We start from the raw sequence: 22,738 nt of genomic DNA, 5'->3' as shown, positions 1-22,738 counted from the left end.
CCTCCCATCAGAAAATCCACCGAAATCATTTCAGAACTTTTAGGCACTATAAAATATTTTGTGTAAATGGAAATACGGGATTCAAGTTAGAGTCTCGTATTTTTTATTTTAGATTTTTATCGGTTTGACTTAACCGATTGAAGAATAAACTTTTAGCGGATTATTTGAGAAATAGAGGTAACGATTTAGCAACCGTGCGAATTTCAGCATTTTGCGTTGCTATACTGTCAAATAACTCTTTCAAGGGCAAATATAATATCTTTTTCCGAAAGTACGAACTATCGGCGGCTATTTTACAAAGGCTGCTCGCGAAAAAAAGAAAATCATTCGTCCCCATTCACGGACTATGTCATTAACGTAATAGGTGACTTCTCGATTCTAAATAAAGAATATGTAAAGACTAATCTTATTAGAGACACTTAGATACCCAATCGAAATTCATTGGGTGTGTTCCCCGTCATACGTTTGAAGAACCGGATAAAATGCTGTGGATATTGATAGCCGAGCAGATTACTTACTTGTGTAATACTTTTCTGTGGGTCTAAAAGTTGTTCCTTCGCAACATCTAAAAGCTTCTGTTGCAAATACTCCTTTACGGATTTACCCGTTTCCCGTTTTACAAGGTCACCGAAATAATTAGGAGATAAACATATTTGGTCGGCAAAATAGTTCACTGTCGGTATCCCTTGCTTTTCAGCCTTACCATTTATCAGATAGTCATTCAACAAGTTCTCAAAACGAATAAGTATATCTTTGTTCAATTCTTTTCGTTCCGTAAACTGACGGTCATAAAACCGCACGCAATAGTCCAATAACAACTGGATATTGTCACATAGAAGATTGTGAGTATAGCTGTCTATTTCAGTGGAAAGCTCTGTTTGTATAATAGCTATCAAGTGTTTGATTACTTGAAATTCCGATGGAGACAAGTGTAGTGCTTCATTTGACGAATAAGCAAAAAACGAATAATTCATAATCTTTTGTCCCAAAGATGTTCCGTGAATGAAATCGGGATGAAACAGCACACCTACGAATTTCGGGTCTTTACCCGGAATCGCCTCAAAAGCACAAACCTGCCCCGGAGCAAAAGCTATAATGCTTTTGTCTCCGTGGTCATAATGCGTCTTGCCATACGTGATGGTACAACTTGCCATATCTTTTAGAAATAGGGCATAGAAGCCCCAGTTCATCATATAAGGTTTTAGTTTCTCCGGTTCATTACACTCCACCACAGCAACCAACGGATGAGTAAGCCGAAAGTCAAAAGTCTTGCAATACGTTTCAATCGTATCTAATTTTATTATATCCATAAGCATTCAAATCAGAGTTTCATTGCAAATGTAGCAATTCTATATAAAGCTGATTTCTATTTTCTTGCATTTGTAGAACTAAAAAGTGAAAATGGTAATATCTGCCCTTATTCGGGTATAAGTCGTAAGAAGCAACCTCCCTAATTTTGCAACAGAAATTAAAAACGGAATGATTATGAATACAAGAAGAAATCTATTATTGGTTGCCGGACTGTTGTTGGCAATAACAAGTCGGGCACAACAGAGTGACCGTATTCTGGCAAAAGGGTTTGCCTTTCATGCAGAGGACGGGCATTTCCACGATTATGCGTTTTCCCGCCACCCCATCGGTGACAATGATGTCCAAATTAAGATTATGTATGCCGGAATATGCCATAGCGACCTGCATACGGCTGACGATATCAAGACGCTCGGTAGCGAGCCGTGTGTGCTCGGTCATGAGATGGCGGGAGAAGTTATCGCAGTCGGTAAGAACGTGACTAAATTCAAGGTGGGTGATTATGCCGGTGTCGGGTGCATGGTCAATTCATGCGGGCATTGCACGTTCTGCGATATGGATAAAGAACAGTTTTGCGAGAATGCCACCACGTTTACCTATAATTGTCCCGATACATATCACGATGGAGAACTTTCACAAGGCGGTTACTCCGACAATATCGTGGTGAGCGAGCGTTTCGCCATTTCCATTCCCAAGAACGCCGACATGAAGCGTGTCGCTCCGTTGCTTTGCGCAGGGGTTACGACATGGTCACCCATAAAATTAAGCAATGTGCAGCGCGGCGACCATACGGCGGTTGTGGGTTTCGGCGGACTCGGACACATGGCGGTGCAGTATCTCAACGACCTTGGCGCAGACGTGACCGTGTTCGACATAACCGATGACAAGCGTACCGACGCATTGCGTATGGGAGCAAAGCGGTATGTAAACGTGAACAAACCGGACGAAATGAAAGGTCTGTCCAATACTTTCGATTTTATCATAAGCACCGTTCCGGTGGATTATCAGCCGATAGAGTATATCCGCATGTTGAAATACGGAAAGGGTGAGATGGCTATTGTCGGGTTGCCCACCAACACCACCGTCAAAACGGTTGATTTGATTCTATCGGGTGCTGCCCAACGTAAGGTTTACGGTTCGCTTATCGGCGGCATAAAAGAGACGCAGGAAATGCTCGATTACTCCGTAGCACATGATATCTACCCCGAAGTAGAAATTATTCCCGCCGATGCTACCGCCATAGACGAGGCATATAGGAATGTGCTTGACGGAAAGGTGAAATTCCGCTATGTAATAGACATGAGTACAATGAAAAAATGATATAGAATATGGACAACAAAATTTTATCGGAGAACTTTATGCTCTCCAACGGGGTGAAAATACCCAAACTCGGACTTGGGACATGGATGATTGACGATAACAAGGCGGCAGAAGCCGTAAGGAAAGCTGTAGAAATCGGTTACCGCCACCTTGACACGGCGCAAGGCTACGGCAATGAGCGTGGCGTGGGCGAGGGCATCCGTACCTGCGGACTGAAACGGGAAGAGATTTTCGTTACGACCAAACTCGATGCGTTTATCAAAGATTACGACGGTACACAAGCCGCTATCGAAGGCTCGCTCGAACGGTTGGGGCTCGACTACATCGACCTGATGATTATCCATGCACCGCAGCCGTGGACGAATTTCCGTGAGGACGACCACTATTTTGAAGGCAATCTCGCCGCATGGTGCGCAATGGAAAAAGCATACAAGGCAGGTCGGTTGCGGGCTATCGGTGTAAGCAATTTCCAGCAGGTCGATATAGAGAACCTGATGCAAAACGGTGATGTGAAACCTATGGTGAACCAGATTTTGGCACACGTCAGCAATACACCCTTTCCCCTTATCGACTACTGTCACAAGCACGATATTCTCGTAGAAGCCTATTCGCCTATGGGACACGGTGAGATGATGAAGAATACACTTGTGCAGGATATGGCAAAACAATATGGTGTAAGTGTCACCCAACTTTGCATCCGGTACTGCCTGCAACTGAATATGCTTCCTTTGCCTAAAACTGCGAATCCCAAACACATGGAATCAAATGCGGATGTGAATTTCGAGATTTCCGCACAAGATATGGAAACACTGAAAAATGCGGAACGTATCAAAAATTACGGTGATGCAAGCCTCTTTCCCGTATATGGGGGTAAGATGGACAAAGAGGGGAACTGTGCGCCGAGAGATTTTTTCAACGAATAAATATAAAGTCAGCATATATGAACAGAATAACAAAATGGGCTTTGTACTTGTACCTTTCAGTACTTACGCCGTTCACTGCTATGGCTTGTACCTCTTGTAGTGATAATCATAATAACGATTTGGAGCAAATGGAAGAAAATAAAAATCAACATCAAGACCAAAACTCGGATAATACATCAGGCGGCTATATCGAGGAAACCGATGGTATCCGTTTCACGTTGAACGGTGTGGAGTTCAAAATGGTAACGGTTGAAGGTGGCTCGTTTACGATGGGACATAACAACCGCCAGCCGAACGAGAAACTGGAACACCAAGTAACATTATCCACCTTTTGGATAGGCGAAACCGAAGTAACGCAACCGCTATGGCAAGCTGTAATGGGCAACAATCCGAGCCGAAGCAATCGTGGCGACAGCTATCCCGTGGAGAACGTGACTTGGAAAATCTGCCATGAATTTGTAGAACGGCTTACAGTCCTAATGCACAAGGCAGGAATGCCACAAGCATGGGAGTTCAGGATGCCCACCGAAGCACAATGGGAGTTTGCCGCAAAAGGCGGTAACAAAAGCAAAGGTTATACATACGCCGGAAGCAATACGTTGAGCGAGGTCGGCTGGAACTTGAACGACGGCAGGGAAAGCCATCCCGTAAAGCAGAAACGACCGAACGAGTTGGGTATCTACGATATGTCGGGCAATGTGTATGAATGGGTAGCGGACTATTTCGCACCTTATACCACCGAGCCGCAGACCGATCCGTGCAACCTCACCAATATCAATTCGTCACGGCAGGTTATCAAACGTGGCGGCTCATTTTGGTACGACGATGCTTTTCGTTACACCTGCACTTATCGCTACGCCTACTATGAGGAAGTGACCGATGAAAGTATCGGGTTCCGGCTGGCTCTTGTTATTCCATTGAATAATAAATGATGATATTATTTCTTTAGTGGATTATTACCAAAATAGGATGTGAAAGATTGTTTAAAGAACAAAACAGTCTTTCACTCCATTATTCAGATTTATAGTATCATTCCTCAGCTCTTCCTTTGTGGCTTATTGGGAGAATAAATGTTGCGCTTATGTAGAGACGAAAAGAAAACAGATTTTCATCCGTCTCTACTCTCTTGCGGTATAAAACATCAATATCTCAAAATATTATCACCAAATATTTTATCTGTCAGACAAAAATACATACTTTTGTAAATCATCTGATGATATGATGAATGAAAGTAGAAATAAATAGTATGATTATACAGAAGAAATCTTTGGCAGATATGGTAGCCGAGCAGTTAAGACAACAGATTGCGGAAGGAGTTTATACAATCGGGGATAAACTTCCGACCGAACCGGAGTTGATGAAAACTTTCAAAGTCGGAAGGTCGAGTATCCGTGAAGCGGTAAAATTATTGGTAAATATGGGTGTTGTCCAAGTCCGGCAAGGGGCGGGAACATTTGTCGCCGAAGCATCCGATGCGAACGGAGGCAGTATAAATATGAGTATCGCCGACCGGACGGAACTCGATGAGGTGAGGAAAATATTGGATATTGCAATCGTGGAGAAAGCCGTGGCAAGAAGAACAGAAAAAGATATAGAGCGAATGCAGTCCTCCCTTGAAGCAAGAAAGGCAAATGCGAAAGACGGTTTGTTGAAAGAATGTATCGAAGCCGACATGAATTTCCATATTGCAATTGCCGATGCGACCCACAATCGAATATTGGCAGACATTTACCGTTCCGCTTCCCTGCATTTGCTTTCGGAGTTCAATCGTATTTACGATGGTACGGATTGCTTCATAAATTCACAATCTTCTCACGAGAAGTTGTTAAGATACATCATTGCAGGCGATTTGAAGAACGCCCGGAAGATGGCAACACGGATTGTAGAAGAGCCATAGGACGAAAAATAACTAGAAATATGACAATCAAATGATAAAGAATACAGAAAACAGCAACGGAAAAGTGGTCGTTCTTTTTGAAGTAACGCCAACGGCAGAGGGTAAAGTGCGCTATCTCGAACTTGCCGCCCAATTAAAACTATTGCTTTCGGATGCAAAAGGTTTTATTCGTTCCGAACGGTTCAGTAGTCTGAATGAAGAAGGAAAACTGTTGTCGCTGAATGTATGGGAGAACGAAGGAGCCGTTGAAAAGTGGCGTAATGAACTTCACCACCGTACGAGCCAATCGGAAGGACGTGAAAGGCTTTTTGAAAATTACCGAATCACCGTCGCTTCCGTCATAAGGAAATATGGCGATTCCAATCGGAATGAGGCTCCGGCGGACTCTAATGAATATTTCCACAACAAGCAAGCTGATGACCGACCGTAATATTTTTATCTATGGCGAGACAGAGGTGTCCTATTTGAAAAAGCGAGATAAAAAACTTGCCGAGGTACTGGAAAAGGTTGGGCCGATAGAGCGGGAAGTTATTCCCGACTTGTTTGCCGCTTTGGTCAATTCGATTATAGGGCAACAGATTTCGACAAAGGCTCACAAGACAATTTGGAAAAAGATGGTAACCGTCCTCGGCGAGATAACACCGCAGGTCATCGACAGTTTAAGCGACGAAGAGTTACAGCAATTCGGCATTACATTCAAAAAAGCGGCTTACATCAAATCGGCAGCACAAAAGGTTTTATCGGGAGAACTCGACATCGAATCCCTTAGGGCAATGTCGGACGAAGAGGTCTGTGCCAAACTCGTAGAACTCGACGGTATAGGAATCTGGACAGCCGAAATGCTTATGCTGTTTTCCATGCAGCGTCGCAACATATTGAGTTTCGGCGACCTCGCTCTTGTGCGGGGTATGCGTATGGTCTATCACCATAAAGTAATAAACAGGCAACTGTTCGACCGATATAAGAAACGGTTCTCTCCTTATGCTTCCGTCGCAAGTCTTTACTTTTGGGCTGTGGCCGGAGGCGCAATAGAGGGAATGAAAGATTATGCACCGACCAACAACAAGTATGATGAAAACAGAAGAAAAGATAAAAGCGGTAAGAAATAGAGACGCAAGCTATCGTGGTAAATTTTTCGTTGCCGTCAGGACAACGAAAATTGTTTGTACACCGGATTGTCCGGCGAAGCCTCTGGAAAAGAACATCATGTTTTATGATACGCTTGAGGAAGCATTACAAGCCGGATACAGACCATGTAAAATATTTATGAAAGAATTTCACAACAATAAAAGGAACAATATGGAAACTATAAAGATTACACGGCATCAATCGCCCGTGGGTGATATGCTTGTCGGTTCTTACGGCGACAAGCTGTGTATTTGCGATTGGGCGGTGGAGAAACGGCGAAGTACGATAGACCGCCGCATACAGCGACATCTGAGTGCGAAGTACGAAGAAGGAACTTCCGACGTCATCGAACGGGCCATTGGGGAACTCGAAGAATATTTTACCGGACACCGTAAGATATTCGACATCCCCGTTGTCTTTACCGGCTCGGAATTTCAATGTACTGTATGGGAAGAACTGATGAAAATACCCTATGGAACGACCATATCTTATGGCGAACTTGCCCGCCGCATTCATAACCCGAAGGCTGTGCGTGCAGTTGCATCGGCCAATGCCACCAATCCTATCTCTATCTTCGTACCCTGCCACCGGGTAATCGGCAGCAATCATAAACTCACGGGATACGGAGGCGGCCTCGATGCCAAAAAAGGATTATTGGAGTTGGAATGTTCTAATACAGAAGGAATAGAGTTATGGTAGCTTTAATTTAATATACAAAAGTACAAAAAGTGCCATTCATAAGGGAAATTATGAACAGCACTTTTTTTATTATTTTCCAGCGAGATAAAACGGTTATATCTTCATTCCCCTGCCTTTCTTTTGCGGCTGTATGGGTCGGTGTATGCTCTGCCTTAGCTTGTCGAATTGTTCTTTGAACCACTCGGCAATGGGCTTTCGGTCGATGGCAAGAACTAATTTCGTCCCGTCCGTGGGGTCTTTCATCACTTGAACTCCAGCCTTTTCGGTTTTGAACTTCCGCTTGTGTTCCTCCGAATAGAGTTCCCCTTCATATTCCAACGGCTTTCCCTTGACGAGCGTTGCCGTCTGCCCGTCGCTGAACCCGACAAGGCGGCAGAGGTTTTCGATACGGAGCATTTCACGGAAATAGGGAAACCATGCCGCCGCCCGTGCGATTACCGTTTTCAGAAACGATATTTCCTGCTTGTGCTTCGCTTCCTTGTCCGCTATCTCCCTGCGGTGCTTCTGCTCTACCTCCGCCATTTGTCGGCTGTGGTCTGCCTGCATGGTCTGTATTCTATCTTGCAGGGCTTCGATGGCTTCCCCGTGGGTGGCTACCTCCCTATACAGGGCGGCGTTCTCCCTCTCCAGCGTCTTGACCTTGTTGCTGCCGAAAAGAGAACCGACACTCTCGGCGATGTTGGCGGCTGCGGTGGTCGCCGCCCCTTTCAGCTTCTCGGTCTGTATCTCTTTTTTCGCCCGTTTGAGTTCCTCCTGCGCCGTTTCTTTTTGCTGTTGCAAATCCACGACTTCCGCTTTGAGATTGTCGGCGAGTTTCTGTATATCCCGATAATACTGCTGCGTGGACTTGTGTCGTGCCTTTGAACCGTCTATACCCCTTTGCAGCCCGTATTTCGCCATCGCCACGGCGTAGGTGTCTTGGTAGGATTTCAGCCTTAGCCGTGTCATAATATCGTCGGCGCACAGCCTTACGGTGTCGGTCGGCTTCTTGCGGTATCGCTTCTTCGTCTGCTCTTCCCTTTTCCTGCGTTTGCGCCCTCCCTTGACGATGGGAACGAGCGTGACGTGTATGTGGGGTGTTTCCTCGTCCCGATGCAGGTGTGCCGCCACGATGTTCTCCTTTCCGAACGTGTCGGCGAAGTATTTCATATTGTCGGCGCACCACTCGTCCAAACGCCCCTCCCTTTCGATGCGTTCCATGTCCTCGTGCGTTCCCGACACGTTGATTCGGATTGCCCGTACTTGGTTGTTTCCGATTTTGCGTGTCAGCCCCGCTTCTTCCAATCTTCTTTGAATAGCTGCCGAACGGTCTTTTATCCCGTCGGGGTAGACAACGAGTTTTCGGTTCAGATGCGTCCGTGTGGGGTCTGCGTTCTTCGGGATGATGAAACGCTCTATGTGGGCGGTCGTTCCGCTGTCGGAACCGTGCGCCTTTTCCATGTGCAATACTACGAAACCCATATATATTCCTTTCTTTTTTAGCTTGTGAAACAATAAACTTGACTATCTTTGAGGGCGGCGAAATGCCGTCCTCAACGGGGTGTGCAGAGGGGCTTGCCCCTTGCCTTATTGGGGAATTTTCAGCGTTGCTTGCAATGCGACTTGGAAAATTCCCTAATAAGCTACGGTATTTTCTTCGTAAATACCCTGCGGCGTGTCGGCGGTCTTTCTGTGGTGGCTCTCCCTGCCGCCTGCTTACCCGTATAACCTCACCTTATTATTTTTCCCTTTCGGTCGGTGGTGGGCGGCGGGGCGGTCGTTCCCGTTTTCAAAGGCTTCTTTGCACGGGGCGGTAGGATGCAAGGTTTAGGGGAAGAATACTACCCGAAGCATGAGGGTGGAGATTGTTCCCCTAACGGCGTAGCCGCCCGACCTTGCAGCCGACGGAAAGCCCCGTGCTTGCTTCGCCTTTGTAAACGGGAATGACTGCTCCGCTTTCCTGCGGTCGGGAAACAGCCTCTTTCCGTCCGTGTGACCGTTTGACGGTGTGACCGTATGAATGTATGACCGTATGACTGTATTACGGACTGATACCCCGACCGACAGACCGTTACGCCATCCATCGGCGGCTCGGCTCGGTGTCGGCAACGACAGACACGATAACCGTTGTTTTCTCTTTTCGCCGGTGCGTTATCCGCTCCAACAACACTTTGCGGACTTTCGCCGCCCCGAACGATTCGATACGGAAAGCGAGGGCGGCTATCGTTTCGAGGTCGTAAACCTCTATGCTGCTTCTGTCCGATAGACGGACAAGGCGTTCGATGCCGTACTTTTTCAATACCCCGCTCTTGCAGAGTGCCCTTATCCCTGCCCGAACCGTCGGGGCGATAACCCCGAACAGTTCGCAGATTTCCCACTCGGTCATGGCGGTTGCGCCTATGTCGGTCGGCAGGGAGATATTGCCGTATTCATCTATCGTGATGATGTTCCTTTCTTCTTTCATCGGTATGCTGTTTTAAGGTGACTAAATGGCTCGGCAGATGTTCTTCTCCATCTCCTCCAGCTTGTGCGACAAGGTTTCCATGTCTTGGCTTATCTTCTGGGCGGTGATTTTGGCGTATATCTGCGTGGTCTTGATGTTCGTGTGCCCCAATAGGCGGCTCACGGTTTCGATGGGTACGCCGTGCGACAGAAGCACGGTCGTGGCGTTCGTGTGGCGGGCTACATGGTAGGTCAAACGCACCTTGAAGCCGCATTGTTTGCCTATCTCTTTGAGTATCTTGTTGCAACTGCCGTTGCTCGGAACGGGGAACACATGACCGTCCCTTGCAAGCCCCTTGTATTTCTCGATGATACGCTTGGGAACGTCCAACAGACGGATATTCGATTCGGTATTGGTTTTCTTCCGTCGGGTGATTATCCATAGGTTGCCGTCGAAGAATGTTTGCAGGCGGTCGGCGGTGAGGTTCTTCACATCCGAATACACCAAACCCGTGAACACGGAAAAGACGAACAAGTCCCGTACAAGTTCATGGCAGGTGTTCTTCATCGGTGCGTCCATGAGCGTCTGTATCTCCTTTTGGGTAAGGTAGCCCCTATCGACGCTTTCGGGCGAGTTGATGTACCCTGCAAAGGGGTTGAACGGCAGACGCCCGTCGTTCCTCGCTATGGAAACGATGTGTTTCAGCACGATCATGTAACCCCACACGGTATTGGTGCGGCATTTCTTCTCCGTGCGCAGGAAATACTCGAAGTCGTTGATGAATGTGAGGTTGAGTTCCTTTAGCGGAATGTCCTCACGCTTGTAGGTATGGGGCAGAAACTCCCGAATGTGGTTGCAGACCGTCTGATAGCGTCGGAATGTCCCCTGCGCCCTGCTGTGCCCGACCTTTTTGGCGAACTCGGCGTTGTGCTGCTCGAACAGCTTCAGCAAGGTTTCCTGCTTGATGCCGATACCGAGATAGGCGTCTTTGAGCTTGGCGGCGGTAACATACCCGTCCGTCTGCATCAGTTCTTGATAGCGGCGGTTTACCTCCACACGGATTTTATCCACCGCAAGGTTGATTCTCTGCGCTTCGACGCTCTTGCCCGAAGCACGGTTGTTCTTCACGTCCCACAACCGCAGGGAAACGTCCATCTTGCAACTGAACTGTTTAATCTCTCCGTCCACCGTAAGGCGGCACATCAAAGGCAGGTTGCCGTTCGGCTTCTCGCTGCCTTTCTTCACGTAAAATAAGACCTTGAATGTACTTCGCATAACCCACTCCTTTTTTGGGTTACAAAATTAGTTTATAGTGAGTTACCGACAGCTACGCAGAATTACGCAAATCGCAGTAAAAGAACCTTTTAGCAATAAATCTGCACCCGTTACGGGGGTAATGAGGTGGTAACTGAACTTCTGCACCGTTTGGCTTCGGGGTGGCATTCCGTTGGCTCTGCCCAATAGAAAAACAAAGCGTAACGAACGCTCTATCAGCTAATTCGCTACGCTTTGCTCAAATTTGCAATTCCGCTATGTGTTTATTTTATACATTTGCAAAATGAAGAAGATTATGAAAGAAAAGAATCAAGTAGTGCCCGATGAGGTGTTAAGCAAGGAATTCCTTAGCCAGTTCAAGACAGAAGCCGATGTGAGCAAGTTTCTGAAGCAGTTGCATGCCCAGGTATTAGAGAAGATGTTAGAAGGTGAAATGGATGCCCATTTAGGCTATGAAAAGAATCCTAAACTGACATTTGGATTGATACATAAATTATGCAGCCATGTTCTGTCTGAATGGTACAATGCGCTATTTTCTGTGTCCCGGCAAGACAGACACGCACAAGGGAATCAACTTTGCGAAAAAGCAGGGGAGAGGGATATTGCATATTACAACTGGTAATGGTCATCGCTTGACCGGTCTGTAGTTATGTGACTTGGCTTATCTCTATGCGGGCTAGTATGGAGATAAGCCAATTTTTTATGCTATATCACTATTTTGTCGCTTATAGATGCCAGGGATTGAATATTTCTCAATACATTTGTAAAATGTCAAACAGCTTATGCTTCAAAAGCGTGTCTATAGTAGGATAAGATTTAGATATAAAATTGATGCGAGATAGAGTTGTAAATGAAGTATTATGTGAGCCACTATTACAATTTTATGTATAATTGGGAGAAATATAAAAGCAATTCAAATAATACTTAAGGCCAATGCATAGTTAGCAATCCACGTTTTGAAATATGATTATATTATGTTGTTTGCATGATTCAGAGAAAGATTTGGAAAGTTTGGGGTAAGACTTTGTCTCAATGCCAAGTCAAAAGTTAAAAACATGGAGATCTTTATATAAAGAGTTTTTTTGAACCTTCTTCTTGCGTTTTGAGAACATGGTGACGGAAATAAAACATAGTAAAGCACATTATAATGTAGATGATAACAAAATCCTTGTTGTATGCTATAAAAGATTCATGAGATAACTCATTGTCATGCTAATACATGAATAGTAAATATCAACTACTAACTAACACTCTGGATTTGTGAGGTGGAAAGTTGTGTAAAGGTGACTATGAAGAGAAAATATTAGAATGTAAGAAGAATGTAGATTGGAATTTGAATGAAGAGAAATTATATACATATGAAAAAAATGAAACCGACCTGGGATTCTTTTTGTGCAAAGTATCAGGGAGAAGCACTACAGCGTGAACGTTTCGAAGATCTATCTAGAGCTCTTTTTTGCGAAAGGTATGGAATCAAATACGGAATATTTCAATGTATTAACCATGCTGGTAATGAGACTGATCCCATTGCTGTTGGAGGAGAGCTAATTGGATTTAGTGCAAAATATTTCAAAAATGCCATAGATCCGGATCAAATAAATCATTCGTTACAAGTTGCTCATGAAAGATATCCTAGTCAAACTGTTCAAATAATCTATTGCAATAAAACTTTTGGAAATTCAACAAATTCCAGTAGAACAACAATGACCAGAAAACAACAACTTGTTGTAGATAAAGCCAAATCTTTAGGTATGAAGATTGAGTGGGTAACGGACAACATGATTCTAGATTCTGTGATGCAAGTTGATTGGATTTATGATTATTTCTTTGCCTATGATTCTGAGTTGGAGTTGACTATTAAGAGAGAGAATTCAAATGCGGATTCTGTTTTTTCTCCAATAAGAACAGAAATATTATCTGATAAGTATACCATTAGGATAGACTATTCTATACAAGTAGATAAAATTAAGGATGCTATTAACAATAACACACATTTGGTTATTTATGGTGAGGGTGGCTGCGGTAAGACTGCATTGATGAAATCTGTTTGGCAGGAAATAAAGGATGAAATTCCAGTTTGCATTAGAAAAGCTCAAGATATCAAGGCTTCAAACTTGGATAACTTGTTTGTTGCTGGAGTAGATAATTTCTTCAAATCATATGATAATTGTGACAATAAAGTATTCATAATTGATTCTGCTGAAAGAATTCAAGGACTAGAGGACATCTCTGTTTTTGAGTCCTTACTTTCTCAACTTGTTAAGCATAAATGGACAATAGTGTTTACTGTCCGAAGTAGTTACATGCAAACCCTACAAGATGATTTAAGGTTTACATATTTTTTAAAGACATCATTAATCAGTATAGATTCTCTTACTCAAGAGTCATTATCTGATTTGTCCAAACAATATGGCTTTGAGCTTCCGGATAATGACGCGTTTTGTGAACGTCTCAACACTCTTTTTTACTTAAACCTATATTTACAATCATATGATTCGATTGACCGGAAAGGCTCCTACTCCAATTTTGCTAACTTGATTTGGCAAAATAAAATAGGTGGAAAAAGTATAAAATGTGGTATTTCAATAAAGAGATCAAATACGTTTGAGTCTTTTATTGAAAAACGAATAGAAAGAGATAGTTTTTATTTAAGTGATAGATTCTTTGATCCAGAAGCTATTCAAAACCTACTGGATGATGAGGTTTTGGGACGAAATGATAATGGAATATTCATAACGCACGATATATATGAGGAATGGGGGTTAAATAAAATAATTGATCGTAGATGGGCAGAGAGAAAATCTATTCTAGCATTTTTTGAGAATTTGGGTACCTCATTCCTCGTACGCAAATCTTTTCGTTTGTGGTTGACCGCAATAATTGATAGTGATGAATCTGTCATACATGATATTCTTAATCATGCTTTAGACGATTCCATAAGCCAGATATGGCGAGATGAAATTGTTGTTGGAATAATGCAGTCTTCTTTTGCCGGCAATTTTTTATCTAAAGTAAAATCAGAGTTGTTTACGAATGACGCAAAATTATTGAATCGTATTATCTTTCTTCTTCGAATTGCATGTAAAAAATTAAAAACTACGTTTACTAGTGAAGGATATGATTATCCAATATATACTCCTTATGGATCTGGTTGGAGCGCAATTATCCACCTATTGTTTGAAAATGAAGTGGAGGCAGTTCCTGTAAGACATAAATATCAGATCCTTAAAGAGTGGGCTGAGTGCAATCCAACTGGAAATACAACACGAGAGGCTGGATTGATGGCTTTAGTTATGTGGCAAAAAGGGGAAACGGGAGAATTTGACTATTATGATCATTCAATCATTGAGATTCTATGCAATATCACTATCAATTCGGCTAAAGAAATTAAAGAGGAACTTCATGCTATTGTCGAAAAAATAATAGTCAACAAATGGAATTCGCATAGAGATCCATACTATGAACTTTTCCATTATGTTCTTTCTAAGCCACAGTTTTCGTTTAATTTAATCGCAGTTATACCAGATGATATAATATCAATTATTGACTTGTTCTGGACTTATATAAAAGTTGATCCTAATGATGAATTCGAATGGAGGAGTTATTCGCATTCAAAAAATAATCATTATGGTTTAAACCACGAAGAACTTGAATATAGGTATGGCCCAGCGTATGCTTTTCAGACTCCAATTTATCCATTGTTGTTTTTTCACTATTGGCGAACTGTAGAATATATTGTCTCTTTTACTAATCGAATCATTGACTATATATTGAAAAATGGTGAGTCTCATGAACAATTAACGGAAGTAGCTGTATATATGGGAGATGAACAGACAATACAGTATGGAAATTACGCATTATGGGGATTGTATAGAGGTGCAGTTCATATCACCTTTCCTGATGTATTGGAATCTATGCATATGGCACTAGAGAAAGTGCTATTGGAATTTTCAGATGATGAGAAATATGATAAGATTGTCTCTTCCACTTTAAACTATTTGTTGAAGAATTCAAAATCTGTATCCCTAACAGCAATAGTATCCAGTATTGTCTTTTCTCATCCTGAAAAGTATTGGAGGTATGCAGTCGATCTTTTCCGTTCTGTTGAATTTTTCCACTGGGATTCTATCAGGCTCAGTGACGAAAATCAGTTATCATGGTTTTATGGCATGGCCGGAATGCTTAGCAAGGAGGCCGCTAAGGAGCGATTTGCCACATTAAAACAAAAGTTTAGGCACAAGTGCCTTGAGTCGCTATGCACAGAAATGCAGTATTCTCTACTTAAAGGTCATTCTGATGAAGATTTCAAATTGGTAGTCAAGACTATAAGTTCTGTTCTTGACAATCATTACGAAAAAGCAAAATTATTGTATGGTGAAGATAAGAAAATAGTTGAAATTCTCCTACACCGAATAGATCGTCGAAAACACTCTCCTAAAGTAACTCAAATTGGTGGTAATCAATTAATGATTGAATTGAATCCACAACTTCCAGAAGAACTTAAGCAATATAGTGAGGATTCTATTCAGACGATAAATAACTCTATGAAATATAGTTATTTGATTACATGGTGCCAAATGAAATTGGAAGGCAAATCGGAATCAAGTGTTTATAAAAGATATGAAGATAATCCGCTTAATGCTATTACTGATTCAAAAGAGATATTAAAGGAGATTGCATCAGGTCGGCAACTTATGCCGATGGATTTATATGCGCCAAACAATGCTGCAGGTGTATTGATTTCCTTTTATGATGATATGCTGAATCAGGAAGATGCTTTATTCTGTAAAGAGATTATTGACAATATAATAAGTGTTGCAATAAGTGGAAATTACTATGCTCAGATGTCAGATGGTTTAGAGGCTTCCATTCATGCTGTTCCGAATCTTATTAGAATGTACCCTGATGAGAAGGTCGAGTATATAGAACGACTTTCGAAAGTCTTGTGTGTTCAACAAGATTTGGGGGCATATAAGAGAGTGTGTGATTATGTTATCGAAGCCATAACACAGAAAGGAGATAATGATTTATTAAACTTGGTTATTGGCTATTATCTTAGAACAGCTATAAAGCAGGATTATTTAATTGATAAAGCTTCTCCTCTTTCGGAGTCTATGCTTACAGAACTAGAAAAGTTGGATATTGAGTCCGCAGAGGTGATGCTTGAGTTAATTCAGAATAAACCAGAGGACAAACTATTTCAAAAGATAGTTTTACGATTAATGCCTTATTTTGCCCAAACTACAATGCAGGAAGATTACCATAATGCATACCATCCTAGGTATGACAGACATTGGAATCTTTATAAGGCTATTGCTCATTATGTCCTCTGTCAGGAAATACATCATGTTGAACAATTTATTTCTCCGTGTTTTAAATATTTGGATGGTGGAAGTAATGCAGTATATTTCGTTAGAGCATTTGTACATGAGGAAAATATAATGAATAGACCAAATATATTTTGGAAGGTATGGGAACTATTATTTGACAATGTCATGAGTAATGACAAATATTGTGATGAAATGACAATAACCTACCTGCTGGCCGATCAACTATCTATGCCAGAAACAAAAGAATGGCATAGCTTTAATGATTCCAATTTTTGGCTTTATGACAAGGCTGTAGTAAACTATGGGAACAACCCCTCTGTTGTATTCTCAATCTCAAAGAGTCTCAATTATATCGCTGCTAAATATCCTGAAAAAGGTATAGATTGGTTGTTTGAAATTATGTCAACACATTCAGATATTGACCTTGGAAGGCATGCAAATAATATCGTTTTCTATTTGGAGCGTTTTATGAATAGTTATGTACGTAGTAAAAGGCAAGTAATTAGGCAGAATAGAGAATTAAGAAAGAAGATAGTCTGCATTTTGACGTTTATGGTTGAGAGAAGTTCTGTTCAAGCTTATATGTTACGCGATATGATTGCTTAATAAAAGATACAAATACCTTCTCATTTAGTTATATATCGGTAGACGTTATATTGAAGGAGATTGAATATTGATGTATGTGTTTATGTGTCTGCACATGTTAGAGAAACTAAGGGGACAGTGTGTTTTTTGATTATATGAGATCAGAGATGCTAAATTCCCGGCAAATACGGAGACCTGATTGTCGGCAGCCGGATCGATACCTGGATTTACGGGCATTCGCATACCAATATTGATGCTGAGATTGGCAGTACCCTCATAATCTGCAACCAGATAGGATATGTATTTGAGGATGAACACCTGATGAACGGATTTGATCCGGGCAAGTTTATTGAAATTTAATGAACATACAGAAATGAACGAAAGAAAAATCATAGATAGAAAGTTCCTTGCCAATTTGGCGAAGGAGGTTGGCCTGAATGCCTTGCATTTGGAGGCGTTGGGCGAATGCCGTCAATGGGAAATTGTCGTTGGTGGCGATATGCTGGAATGGCTGGTTGAGATTCAACATCGGTTCGAGCGGCTGGCGGTGATAGGCGACGATGAGTATCGGGGATTCTATATTGAGATACCGCGACCCGAGCCGGAAGAGTGGGGCGATGCCGAGGAATTGATTGCTTCAGGGGAATATGACAGTCAGAAGGTGTTTTTAGTGGATTGGCTTGCATTCAACCCGATGGAGACCAGGTGGTTCCATGTCGCTTCGAGCCGATACGGGGATTACCGGTCAATTCGTGTTACGGACCGGAAGCGGCTCCGTTTTATCATTACGAATCGCTCCAAGTGTGCAGATGTAGAGCCAAATAATGCGTGGCGCAGAGAAAACCTAACCTGCCTTTTCGACTATTTGTAACGGATGATTGATGTCATTGTTGCGAATCCTGACGGGTTCAACGATTACGTGGCGCACAACCTGCCGTACCAGCAGCGTACGGGACGTATTGCACAAAGAGAACTTAATCGCATAGTACCGAATTTCAAAATCGAGGTGGAAGACCGGGAAACGGCCATCAAGGCATTAGAGGATTCCGTACACGAGTGTTCTGTCCCTCTTTTAAAAACCATGACCATCCGAAGGTATTGCACCTATTACCGCATTGCCAACGAGGTGTATGAAGCTCACCACAGGAAACATGGTTTTAGCGGGCGTATCTATACAGATCCGCAGGATGTTCCTGAAGAACTATGTGATGTAGTCTATTACAAGCGGAAGAAGTTCGTGGATGTAGCGGAAATGTACGACATTGACAGTCCGGAGGATTTCATGCGGTTCGCGACTGACCATTACGGTGAACTGGGGCTTTCGCGTCTGAATATCTTTGCCTCAAACGACCGGCAGCTGGGGTGGAAAATTGTTGTTTCCAACAGTTATTCGGCCAATGCCGGATTGGCTATTGATGTAGCGACAGCCCTGTATAAGGTCGGGATACCGTTGCTGATATACGATGCAGAGAAGCTCCTAAGAATCATGCTCGAAAAGGATTATGTGCGGCTGATTCCCGACTTATTTCACAACTACATGGGTTATCAGGAAGAGGGTACTGTCTATGAACTGCCTTGGGAATATGAATGCTTGGGTGATGGCAATTCGGTTCTGACTCCGGAGCAATACCATGCGATTGTTTCACTTACAGAATGGCAGCCAGAGGAAAGAATAAGACTTCATTAAGCGAGTGTATTTGAAAATCTACAAGCTAAGTAGTAATATACAAATTATTGGCACAAATTTGATATAGTGCCGATAATTTGTATAATTCCGATATTTGACAAAATGAATTTAGACATGTGGATTTAATCAAACATCTTTTGCATTTATAAATAAGAAGGTAGGATATTCTAAAAGTAGGAGTTCTATTTTGCTCGGATAAAAGTATCATCGACAGATATCTTTCGTTGCATAGGAAACAGGTTGGGACTGCCTATTCCCTTTAGCATAAACCATACAAGAAAACACCGCAAGAAGACACCACAAGAACTATGCAGTATCGTATTTATTATAATTTTATTTATATGTCAATAATAATATGCTTGCATATCTATATATCGAATAACTGTAAGAAAAATTGTCTATGTTTTTACTTGAATAAATATAGCCTTCAACCACGAAATAATAAGTCATAAAGTAATACCGCAATATTTTGTTATTGCATCAAATGTTAACTTCTTTAAACCTGGAGCGGTAGATGCCAACCTATAGAAAAGCTAAGATTAATATTCTATAGAATGTTATTTGTTTTTATATCAGAATATCATCTGTTGTAATTCCTACTCAGCACAAATTTATATGTATATATTTGTATATCAATATTATAGCGCTTGAATATATTCGTGGTTAATAGACTAAGAATGGCTATACAAAACGATAATTGTCTATGATTGGGTAGATATTATAGAGAAAAGTCTTCAAATTCATTGAGGGACATAAATTTGTCTCCCATATGTAGCTTGAGGGACAAACTGGGGACAAAAATGCTGAAAAATAGGTATAACAAGAGAAAATGGCTCTCCTAAAACCATTATTTTGTTATATTTAAGTCGTTTTTAGTCAGTATTTTACGTTACTTTTATATATAACTATCTGATAGTAAATTGTTTAACTATTTACTGATACAGAAATGTCTCCCTACTCTTGCTTTCACTTCCACCGGAAAAGGTATTTGAGGCAAAACCTCCGACATTTCTACAGGTTGATCTACATACCACGATACGGTAATCAGACAGTAGTACTTCAAATAGTAATTCAACCCTACAGCCATTGAATTAATATTATTCCCACTAATTAGGGATATTCAGTAAATGTCCCTTTGTATATCTCTTCAAGTTCCAAACTAAACTATTATAGCTTCCGAATGATGAACTTTGGTAATTAGAGTATGTCATCGTTCTTCACCAGTAATTCTTTTTTTTCAAATATAATACAACGATGCAACACTCACAGGTTTATCCATACTGCACTCCTGATATGTTATATATCAATAGTTTAAGAGCCCCTTGGAGTAAATTTTCTCTTGGCCAAAGGTAGTAATAATCGTTGTACAAGCTCTTTTTTATCTTCAGCAGCCATTTTGTTTCTCCCTTTGGTGATAATTTCAGCAGCTAAATCACTTTTATGTCCGGCAATATATTTCTGTCGTTTCCCGTTAATGACAGCTTCGATTCGAAAGTCATGCCGGATATTTTCAGTAACGTCAATTTCTGTTACCAAAAAGCCATCTTCCGCTTCGTATGGTTCGACAATGGTGGGCAGATAGTGTTTCATGGTTTCCCCTATGTTTGGAAGCACAAGACCGGAAAGATGTTGCTCGATACGGTCTTGCCAATAATCGTCTATCTGATAATTGGTAGCATAATTATAGAAATGGCTGACGGCAAGGCTAACTTCTTCGATTATCTTTTTTGCATTTTTGATACCGTTCAGTTTAGCAAATAGCAGCAGATCAACTTCCGTGATTCCGTCATTCTTTCCAGAAATGCTCATAGAATGTATATTTTCGTAGGCTGCACCGTCTAAATTGGTGGTGAATGTCATGTCGTAGGCAGGAGTGATGTGCCATGTACCGTTTTTCTCCATCAGGAAGGAAAAGTTCTTGATATGGTCATCTACATTACCACTCATGATATTAAAGACTGTCCGTCGGTAGAGTTCAGACTGTTCATTGGCAGGTATGTTCAGCTTTCGGCAGACTTCAAACAAATCCTCATAGCTTGTTGCGTCGGGGTTCATGGCTGCGAGTGTCTGTGTATGTATCTTCTCTCCATTTACCCTATCGTAACGTTCCGTCAGGAAGTGATATTTTCCCTCAATTTGAATAAGTCGGGAAGGCATCATCGTAATTCCGGCTTCTTTTGCCATCTCATAATATACCATTTCCATTTGTGTGAATGGAAAGTCATTCCCTTCAGCAAATTTCAGGATGTAATAGGTATAACCTTCCGGTAATGAAACTTGGCCGGAACGTATGTCATGTCTCGTTTCATTGATAGCGATGATGGCTTTCGGGTGCTGTCCTCCGGCTGACGTTCCTACCTCATAGATACTTTGCAGATGCAGTGTTTCATCATCTTGTACGGATATTCCCTCTCGTTCCTCGAAGATACGGCGTGCCAGTTGGTATAAGCTGTCTATCTGGAGGGTGGAAGAAGATTCTAATCCGGGAGTGGTCGGAATGAATTCAAAGGCTCCCATACCTCGTTTCCCGATAAAAGAGAGTTTATCTACCGGTGTAAGCCCGCGTTTGGAAATATGGTTCTGGGCAGCCCATTGGTCAAAGACCATGTTTCCCCATCGGTCAGGTAAAGAATCTGCCAGAAACGGCGGGAGTCCTTGATAAATCTTCTCTTTGTTTCCGAGTATGGGCATACCCTTTGCCGCCGGTCCCTTGACAGAAGCGGTCAATGGAGCGATTTCCAGTCCTTTCTTGATGAAGTTCGGGTGATAGTTGAAAACTGCTTTTTTACTCCTTTCGTCCCAATAAAGTTTTCCAACTTCTTCTCCCCACAGCATAACACTTATGATATTACTTTCCATGTCTTATCCTTTTGGGCTTTTGGCTCATTATTTGTTCCATTGTATAGGCAGAAACAGGTATTTCCGGCAGCAGGTTGTCCATTTGTTCCAGACAGTCCACTACTCGCAACAGCGCAAGAAAGTTGCCCATGTTGATATTATAGGCTTTCCCGTTCTCGAACTGTCGCAAAGTGACAAGGCTTACGCCGGCTCTATCGGCAGCCTCTTTTTGAGTGAGCTTGTAGGTTAACCTGTACTCCTTAAATCTTCTGCCCAATTCCGTGATGATTTCCGGATTGGCCATTGCCTGGGTAATATAATTTGTTGCCATGCCACAAAGGTAAATATATTAACTGTTAAATCAAAATAAAACTAATAATAAATAATATATTTACTATTATGATGAATTATGCGAGGGGTTTTATACATTGCGAACAGTGAAGGACTGAAATATTAAGAGTATAAGTTTATGAAAAATGAACGGTACTTGTCGGATGTACCGGAGAAATTGTCAACAGCCATAGAATTGGCTTCCAAACGATTTGTAATTTCTGATGTACCGGATTGTCCTTTCCTCTGCGGGCAGCCTCCCCTGACTCTTTTCCACCAGCCCGAGTCGGCTTTTTGCTCGGCAAAAGTTTCCGAATTTCACGACGCATTTTTTTCCTCTGATCATTTCGCCAACTTTGCCACTTTCGCCAAAGGAAGTACTTATCCACTTCTACTATTTCTCAATTAGGATAAGTATATCTAGAGCAAATACTACAAACTAAACATTTTAAAGAGTCTAAATATAAATTCTCACATTCAGTAACATAATAAACTTCATATACTTTCTCTTTAAAATACATATAGTACTTATTCTACAAAATTTCATGGAAACACTCTACGTAAATCATTGAATTTCAGGAATAATACATTTTACCACACTCTTTGAATGGGATATTGTGGCATAAAAAAGCAATCATTCTATATTATAAGATATGAATATGTAAAACCCGATGCACAAAATATATCTTACGATGTAAAAGGAAATGGTTCAATAACGCATTAATAGTCAAGAAAAACATTATACGGCAGTATAGATTACCCAAAATCCGATGCAATATTTCATCAGGCTCGCAAGTTTGACGTAGTATTCACACACACGTATCGATCAATAGAGAAAGAAACAAAAGGCAAAATAACATAAGATATGCAGATTTTTTCTACCTTTGTAATATTAATAATGAATAAAATCGTTAAATGTTAGTACGTATTGCAAACATTAGCCTAATCATCAAGTATTCACGGTTGCTACTGCACCATAATCAACTGATTACAAGC

16 protein-coding genes and 4 pseudogenes are annotated in these 22,738 nt (G+C 41.8%); 13 read left to right on the top strand and 7 right to left on the bottom strand.

Features of this window, described 5'->3' with window-relative positions:
- Positions 1-419 precede the first annotated feature (419 nt).
- Positions 420-1,310 carry a helix-turn-helix domain-containing protein gene (locus DWW10_RS04280; RefSeq protein ID WP_118421017.1) on the bottom strand — a complete coding sequence of 297 codons (891 nt, stop codon included), beginning with the start codon at positions 1,308-1,310 and terminating at the stop codon, positions 420-422.
- 175 nt (positions 1,311-1,485) lie between these two features.
- On the opposite strand from DWW10_RS04280, the gene DWW10_RS04275 reads away from it, so the two are divergent.
- From DWW10_RS04275 to DWW10_RS04245, 8 genes and pseudogenes are all read left to right on the top strand, one after another.
- A complete protein-coding gene (locus tag DWW10_RS04275) occupies positions 1,486-2,628 on the top strand; it encodes an NAD(P)-dependent alcohol dehydrogenase (RefSeq protein ID WP_118421016.1) in 1,143 nt (380 codons plus the stop codon).
- Positions 2,629-2,636: 8 nt separating this feature from the next.
- On the top strand, positions 2,637-3,551 hold the full coding sequence (locus DWW10_RS04270; RefSeq protein ID WP_118420921.1) for an aldo/keto reductase: 915 nt from the start codon (positions 2,637-2,639) through the stop codon (positions 3,549-3,551).
- Between the two features lie 17 nt (positions 3,552-3,568).
- On the top strand, positions 3,569-4,483 hold the full coding sequence (locus DWW10_RS04265) for a formylglycine-generating enzyme family protein (protein WP_118420920.1): 915 nt from the start codon (positions 3,569-3,571) through the stop codon (positions 4,481-4,483).
- A 293-nt stretch (positions 4,484-4,776) separates the two neighbouring features.
- Complete coding sequence (locus DWW10_RS04260) at positions 4,777-5,448, top strand: FadR/GntR family transcriptional regulator (RefSeq protein WP_118420919.1); 672 nt, start codon at positions 4,777-4,779, stop codon at positions 5,446-5,448.
- 31 nt (positions 5,449-5,479) lie between these two features.
- Complete coding sequence (locus DWW10_RS04255; RefSeq protein WP_118420918.1) at positions 5,480-5,878, top strand: antibiotic biosynthesis monooxygenase family protein; 399 nt, start codon at positions 5,480-5,482, stop codon at positions 5,876-5,878.
- Positions 5,865-6,557 carry a DNA-3-methyladenine glycosylase family protein gene (locus tag DWW10_RS04250; protein WP_118420917.1) on the top strand — a complete coding sequence of 231 codons (693 nt, stop codon included), beginning with the start codon at positions 5,865-5,867 and terminating at the stop codon, positions 6,555-6,557. Before DWW10_RS04255 ends, DWW10_RS04250 begins: the two co-directional genes overlap by 14 nt.
- A pseudogene (locus tag DWW10_RS26335) lies at positions 6,496-6,648 on the top strand (Ada metal-binding domain-containing protein); the annotation flags it as partial. The gene DWW10_RS04250 and the pseudogene DWW10_RS26335, both read left to right, overlap by 62 nt.
- A gap of 99 nt (positions 6,649-6,747) precedes the next feature.
- Entirely contained in the window at positions 6,748-7,275 is a 528-nt protein-coding gene (locus tag DWW10_RS04245; RefSeq protein ID WP_259320413.1) for a methylated-DNA--[protein]-cysteine S-methyltransferase, read from the top strand.
- 93 nt (positions 7,276-7,368) lie between these two features.
- Here DWW10_RS04245 and mobV read toward each other — a convergent pair whose 3' ends face one another.
- The 3 genes from mobV to DWW10_RS04220 form a co-directional block, all read right to left on the bottom strand.
- Positions 7,369-8,736 carry a MobV family relaxase gene (gene mobV, locus DWW10_RS04240; protein WP_118420916.1) on the bottom strand — a complete coding sequence of 456 codons (1,368 nt, stop codon included), beginning with the start codon at positions 8,734-8,736 and terminating at the stop codon, positions 7,369-7,371.
- Positions 8,737-9,325: 589 nt separating this feature from the next.
- Complete coding sequence (locus DWW10_RS04225; RefSeq protein ID WP_118420915.1) at positions 9,326-9,718, bottom strand: hypothetical protein; 393 nt, start codon at positions 9,716-9,718, stop codon at positions 9,326-9,328.
- Between the two features lie 21 nt (positions 9,719-9,739).
- Entirely contained in the window at positions 9,740-10,972 is a 1,233-nt protein-coding gene (locus tag DWW10_RS04220; protein ID WP_118420914.1) for a site-specific integrase, read from the bottom strand.
- A 295-nt stretch (positions 10,973-11,267) separates the two neighbouring features.
- On the opposite strand from DWW10_RS04220, the pseudogene DWW10_RS26580 reads away from it, so the two are divergent.
- The 4 genes and pseudogenes from DWW10_RS26580 to DWW10_RS04200 all read left to right on the top strand — a co-directional run.
- Positions 11,268-11,435 (top strand): annotated as a pseudogene (locus DWW10_RS26580) (IS256 family transposase); the annotation flags it as partial.
- Positions 11,436-12,330: 895 nt separating this feature from the next.
- Positions 12,331-16,908 carry an AAA family ATPase gene (locus tag DWW10_RS04210; protein ID WP_182021347.1) on the top strand — a complete coding sequence of 1,526 codons (4,578 nt, stop codon included), beginning with the start codon at positions 12,331-12,333 and terminating at the stop codon, positions 16,906-16,908.
- Positions 16,909-17,070: 162 nt separating this feature from the next.
- Positions 17,071-17,247, top strand: a pseudogene (locus DWW10_RS26325) (metallophosphoesterase); the annotation flags it as partial.
- A gap of 13 nt (positions 17,248-17,260) precedes the next feature.
- Positions 17,261-18,574: pseudogene (locus DWW10_RS04200) on the top strand (hypothetical protein).
- Between the two features lie 928 nt (positions 18,575-19,502).
- Here DWW10_RS04200 and DWW10_RS04195 read toward each other — a convergent pair.
- From DWW10_RS04195 to DWW10_RS04185, 3 genes are all read right to left on the bottom strand, one after another.
- Positions 19,503-19,685, bottom strand: coding sequence for an alpha-N-acetylglucosaminidase N-terminal domain-containing protein (locus DWW10_RS04195; RefSeq protein ID WP_409012348.1), 183 nt, complete (start codon positions 19,683-19,685; stop codon positions 19,503-19,505).
- Positions 19,686-19,885: 200 nt separating this feature from the next.
- Positions 19,886-21,433 (bottom strand): type II toxin-antitoxin system HipA family toxin, encoded by a 1,548-nt coding sequence (locus tag DWW10_RS04190; protein WP_118420911.1) that lies wholly within the window; start codon positions 21,431-21,433, stop codon positions 19,886-19,888.
- A complete protein-coding gene (locus tag DWW10_RS04185; RefSeq protein WP_118420910.1) occupies positions 21,423-21,743 on the bottom strand; it encodes a helix-turn-helix domain-containing protein in 321 nt (106 codons plus the stop codon). Before DWW10_RS04185 ends, DWW10_RS04190 begins: the two co-directional genes overlap by 11 nt.
- A 138-nt stretch (positions 21,744-21,881) precedes the next feature.
- On the opposite strand from DWW10_RS04185, the gene DWW10_RS25885 reads away from it, so the two are divergent.
- On the top strand, positions 21,882-22,151 hold the full coding sequence (locus DWW10_RS25885; protein ID WP_118420909.1) for a hypothetical protein: 270 nt from the start codon (positions 21,882-21,884) through the stop codon (positions 22,149-22,151).
- The last annotated feature ends 587 nt before the right edge of the window (positions 22,152-22,738 follow it).

This window comes from Bacteroides intestinalis (assembly GCF_003464595.1).
GTDB lineage: Bacteria > Bacteroidota > Bacteroidia > Bacteroidales > Bacteroidaceae > Bacteroides > Bacteroides intestinalis_A.
This window is presented reverse-complemented; position numbering and strand designations above follow the sequence as displayed.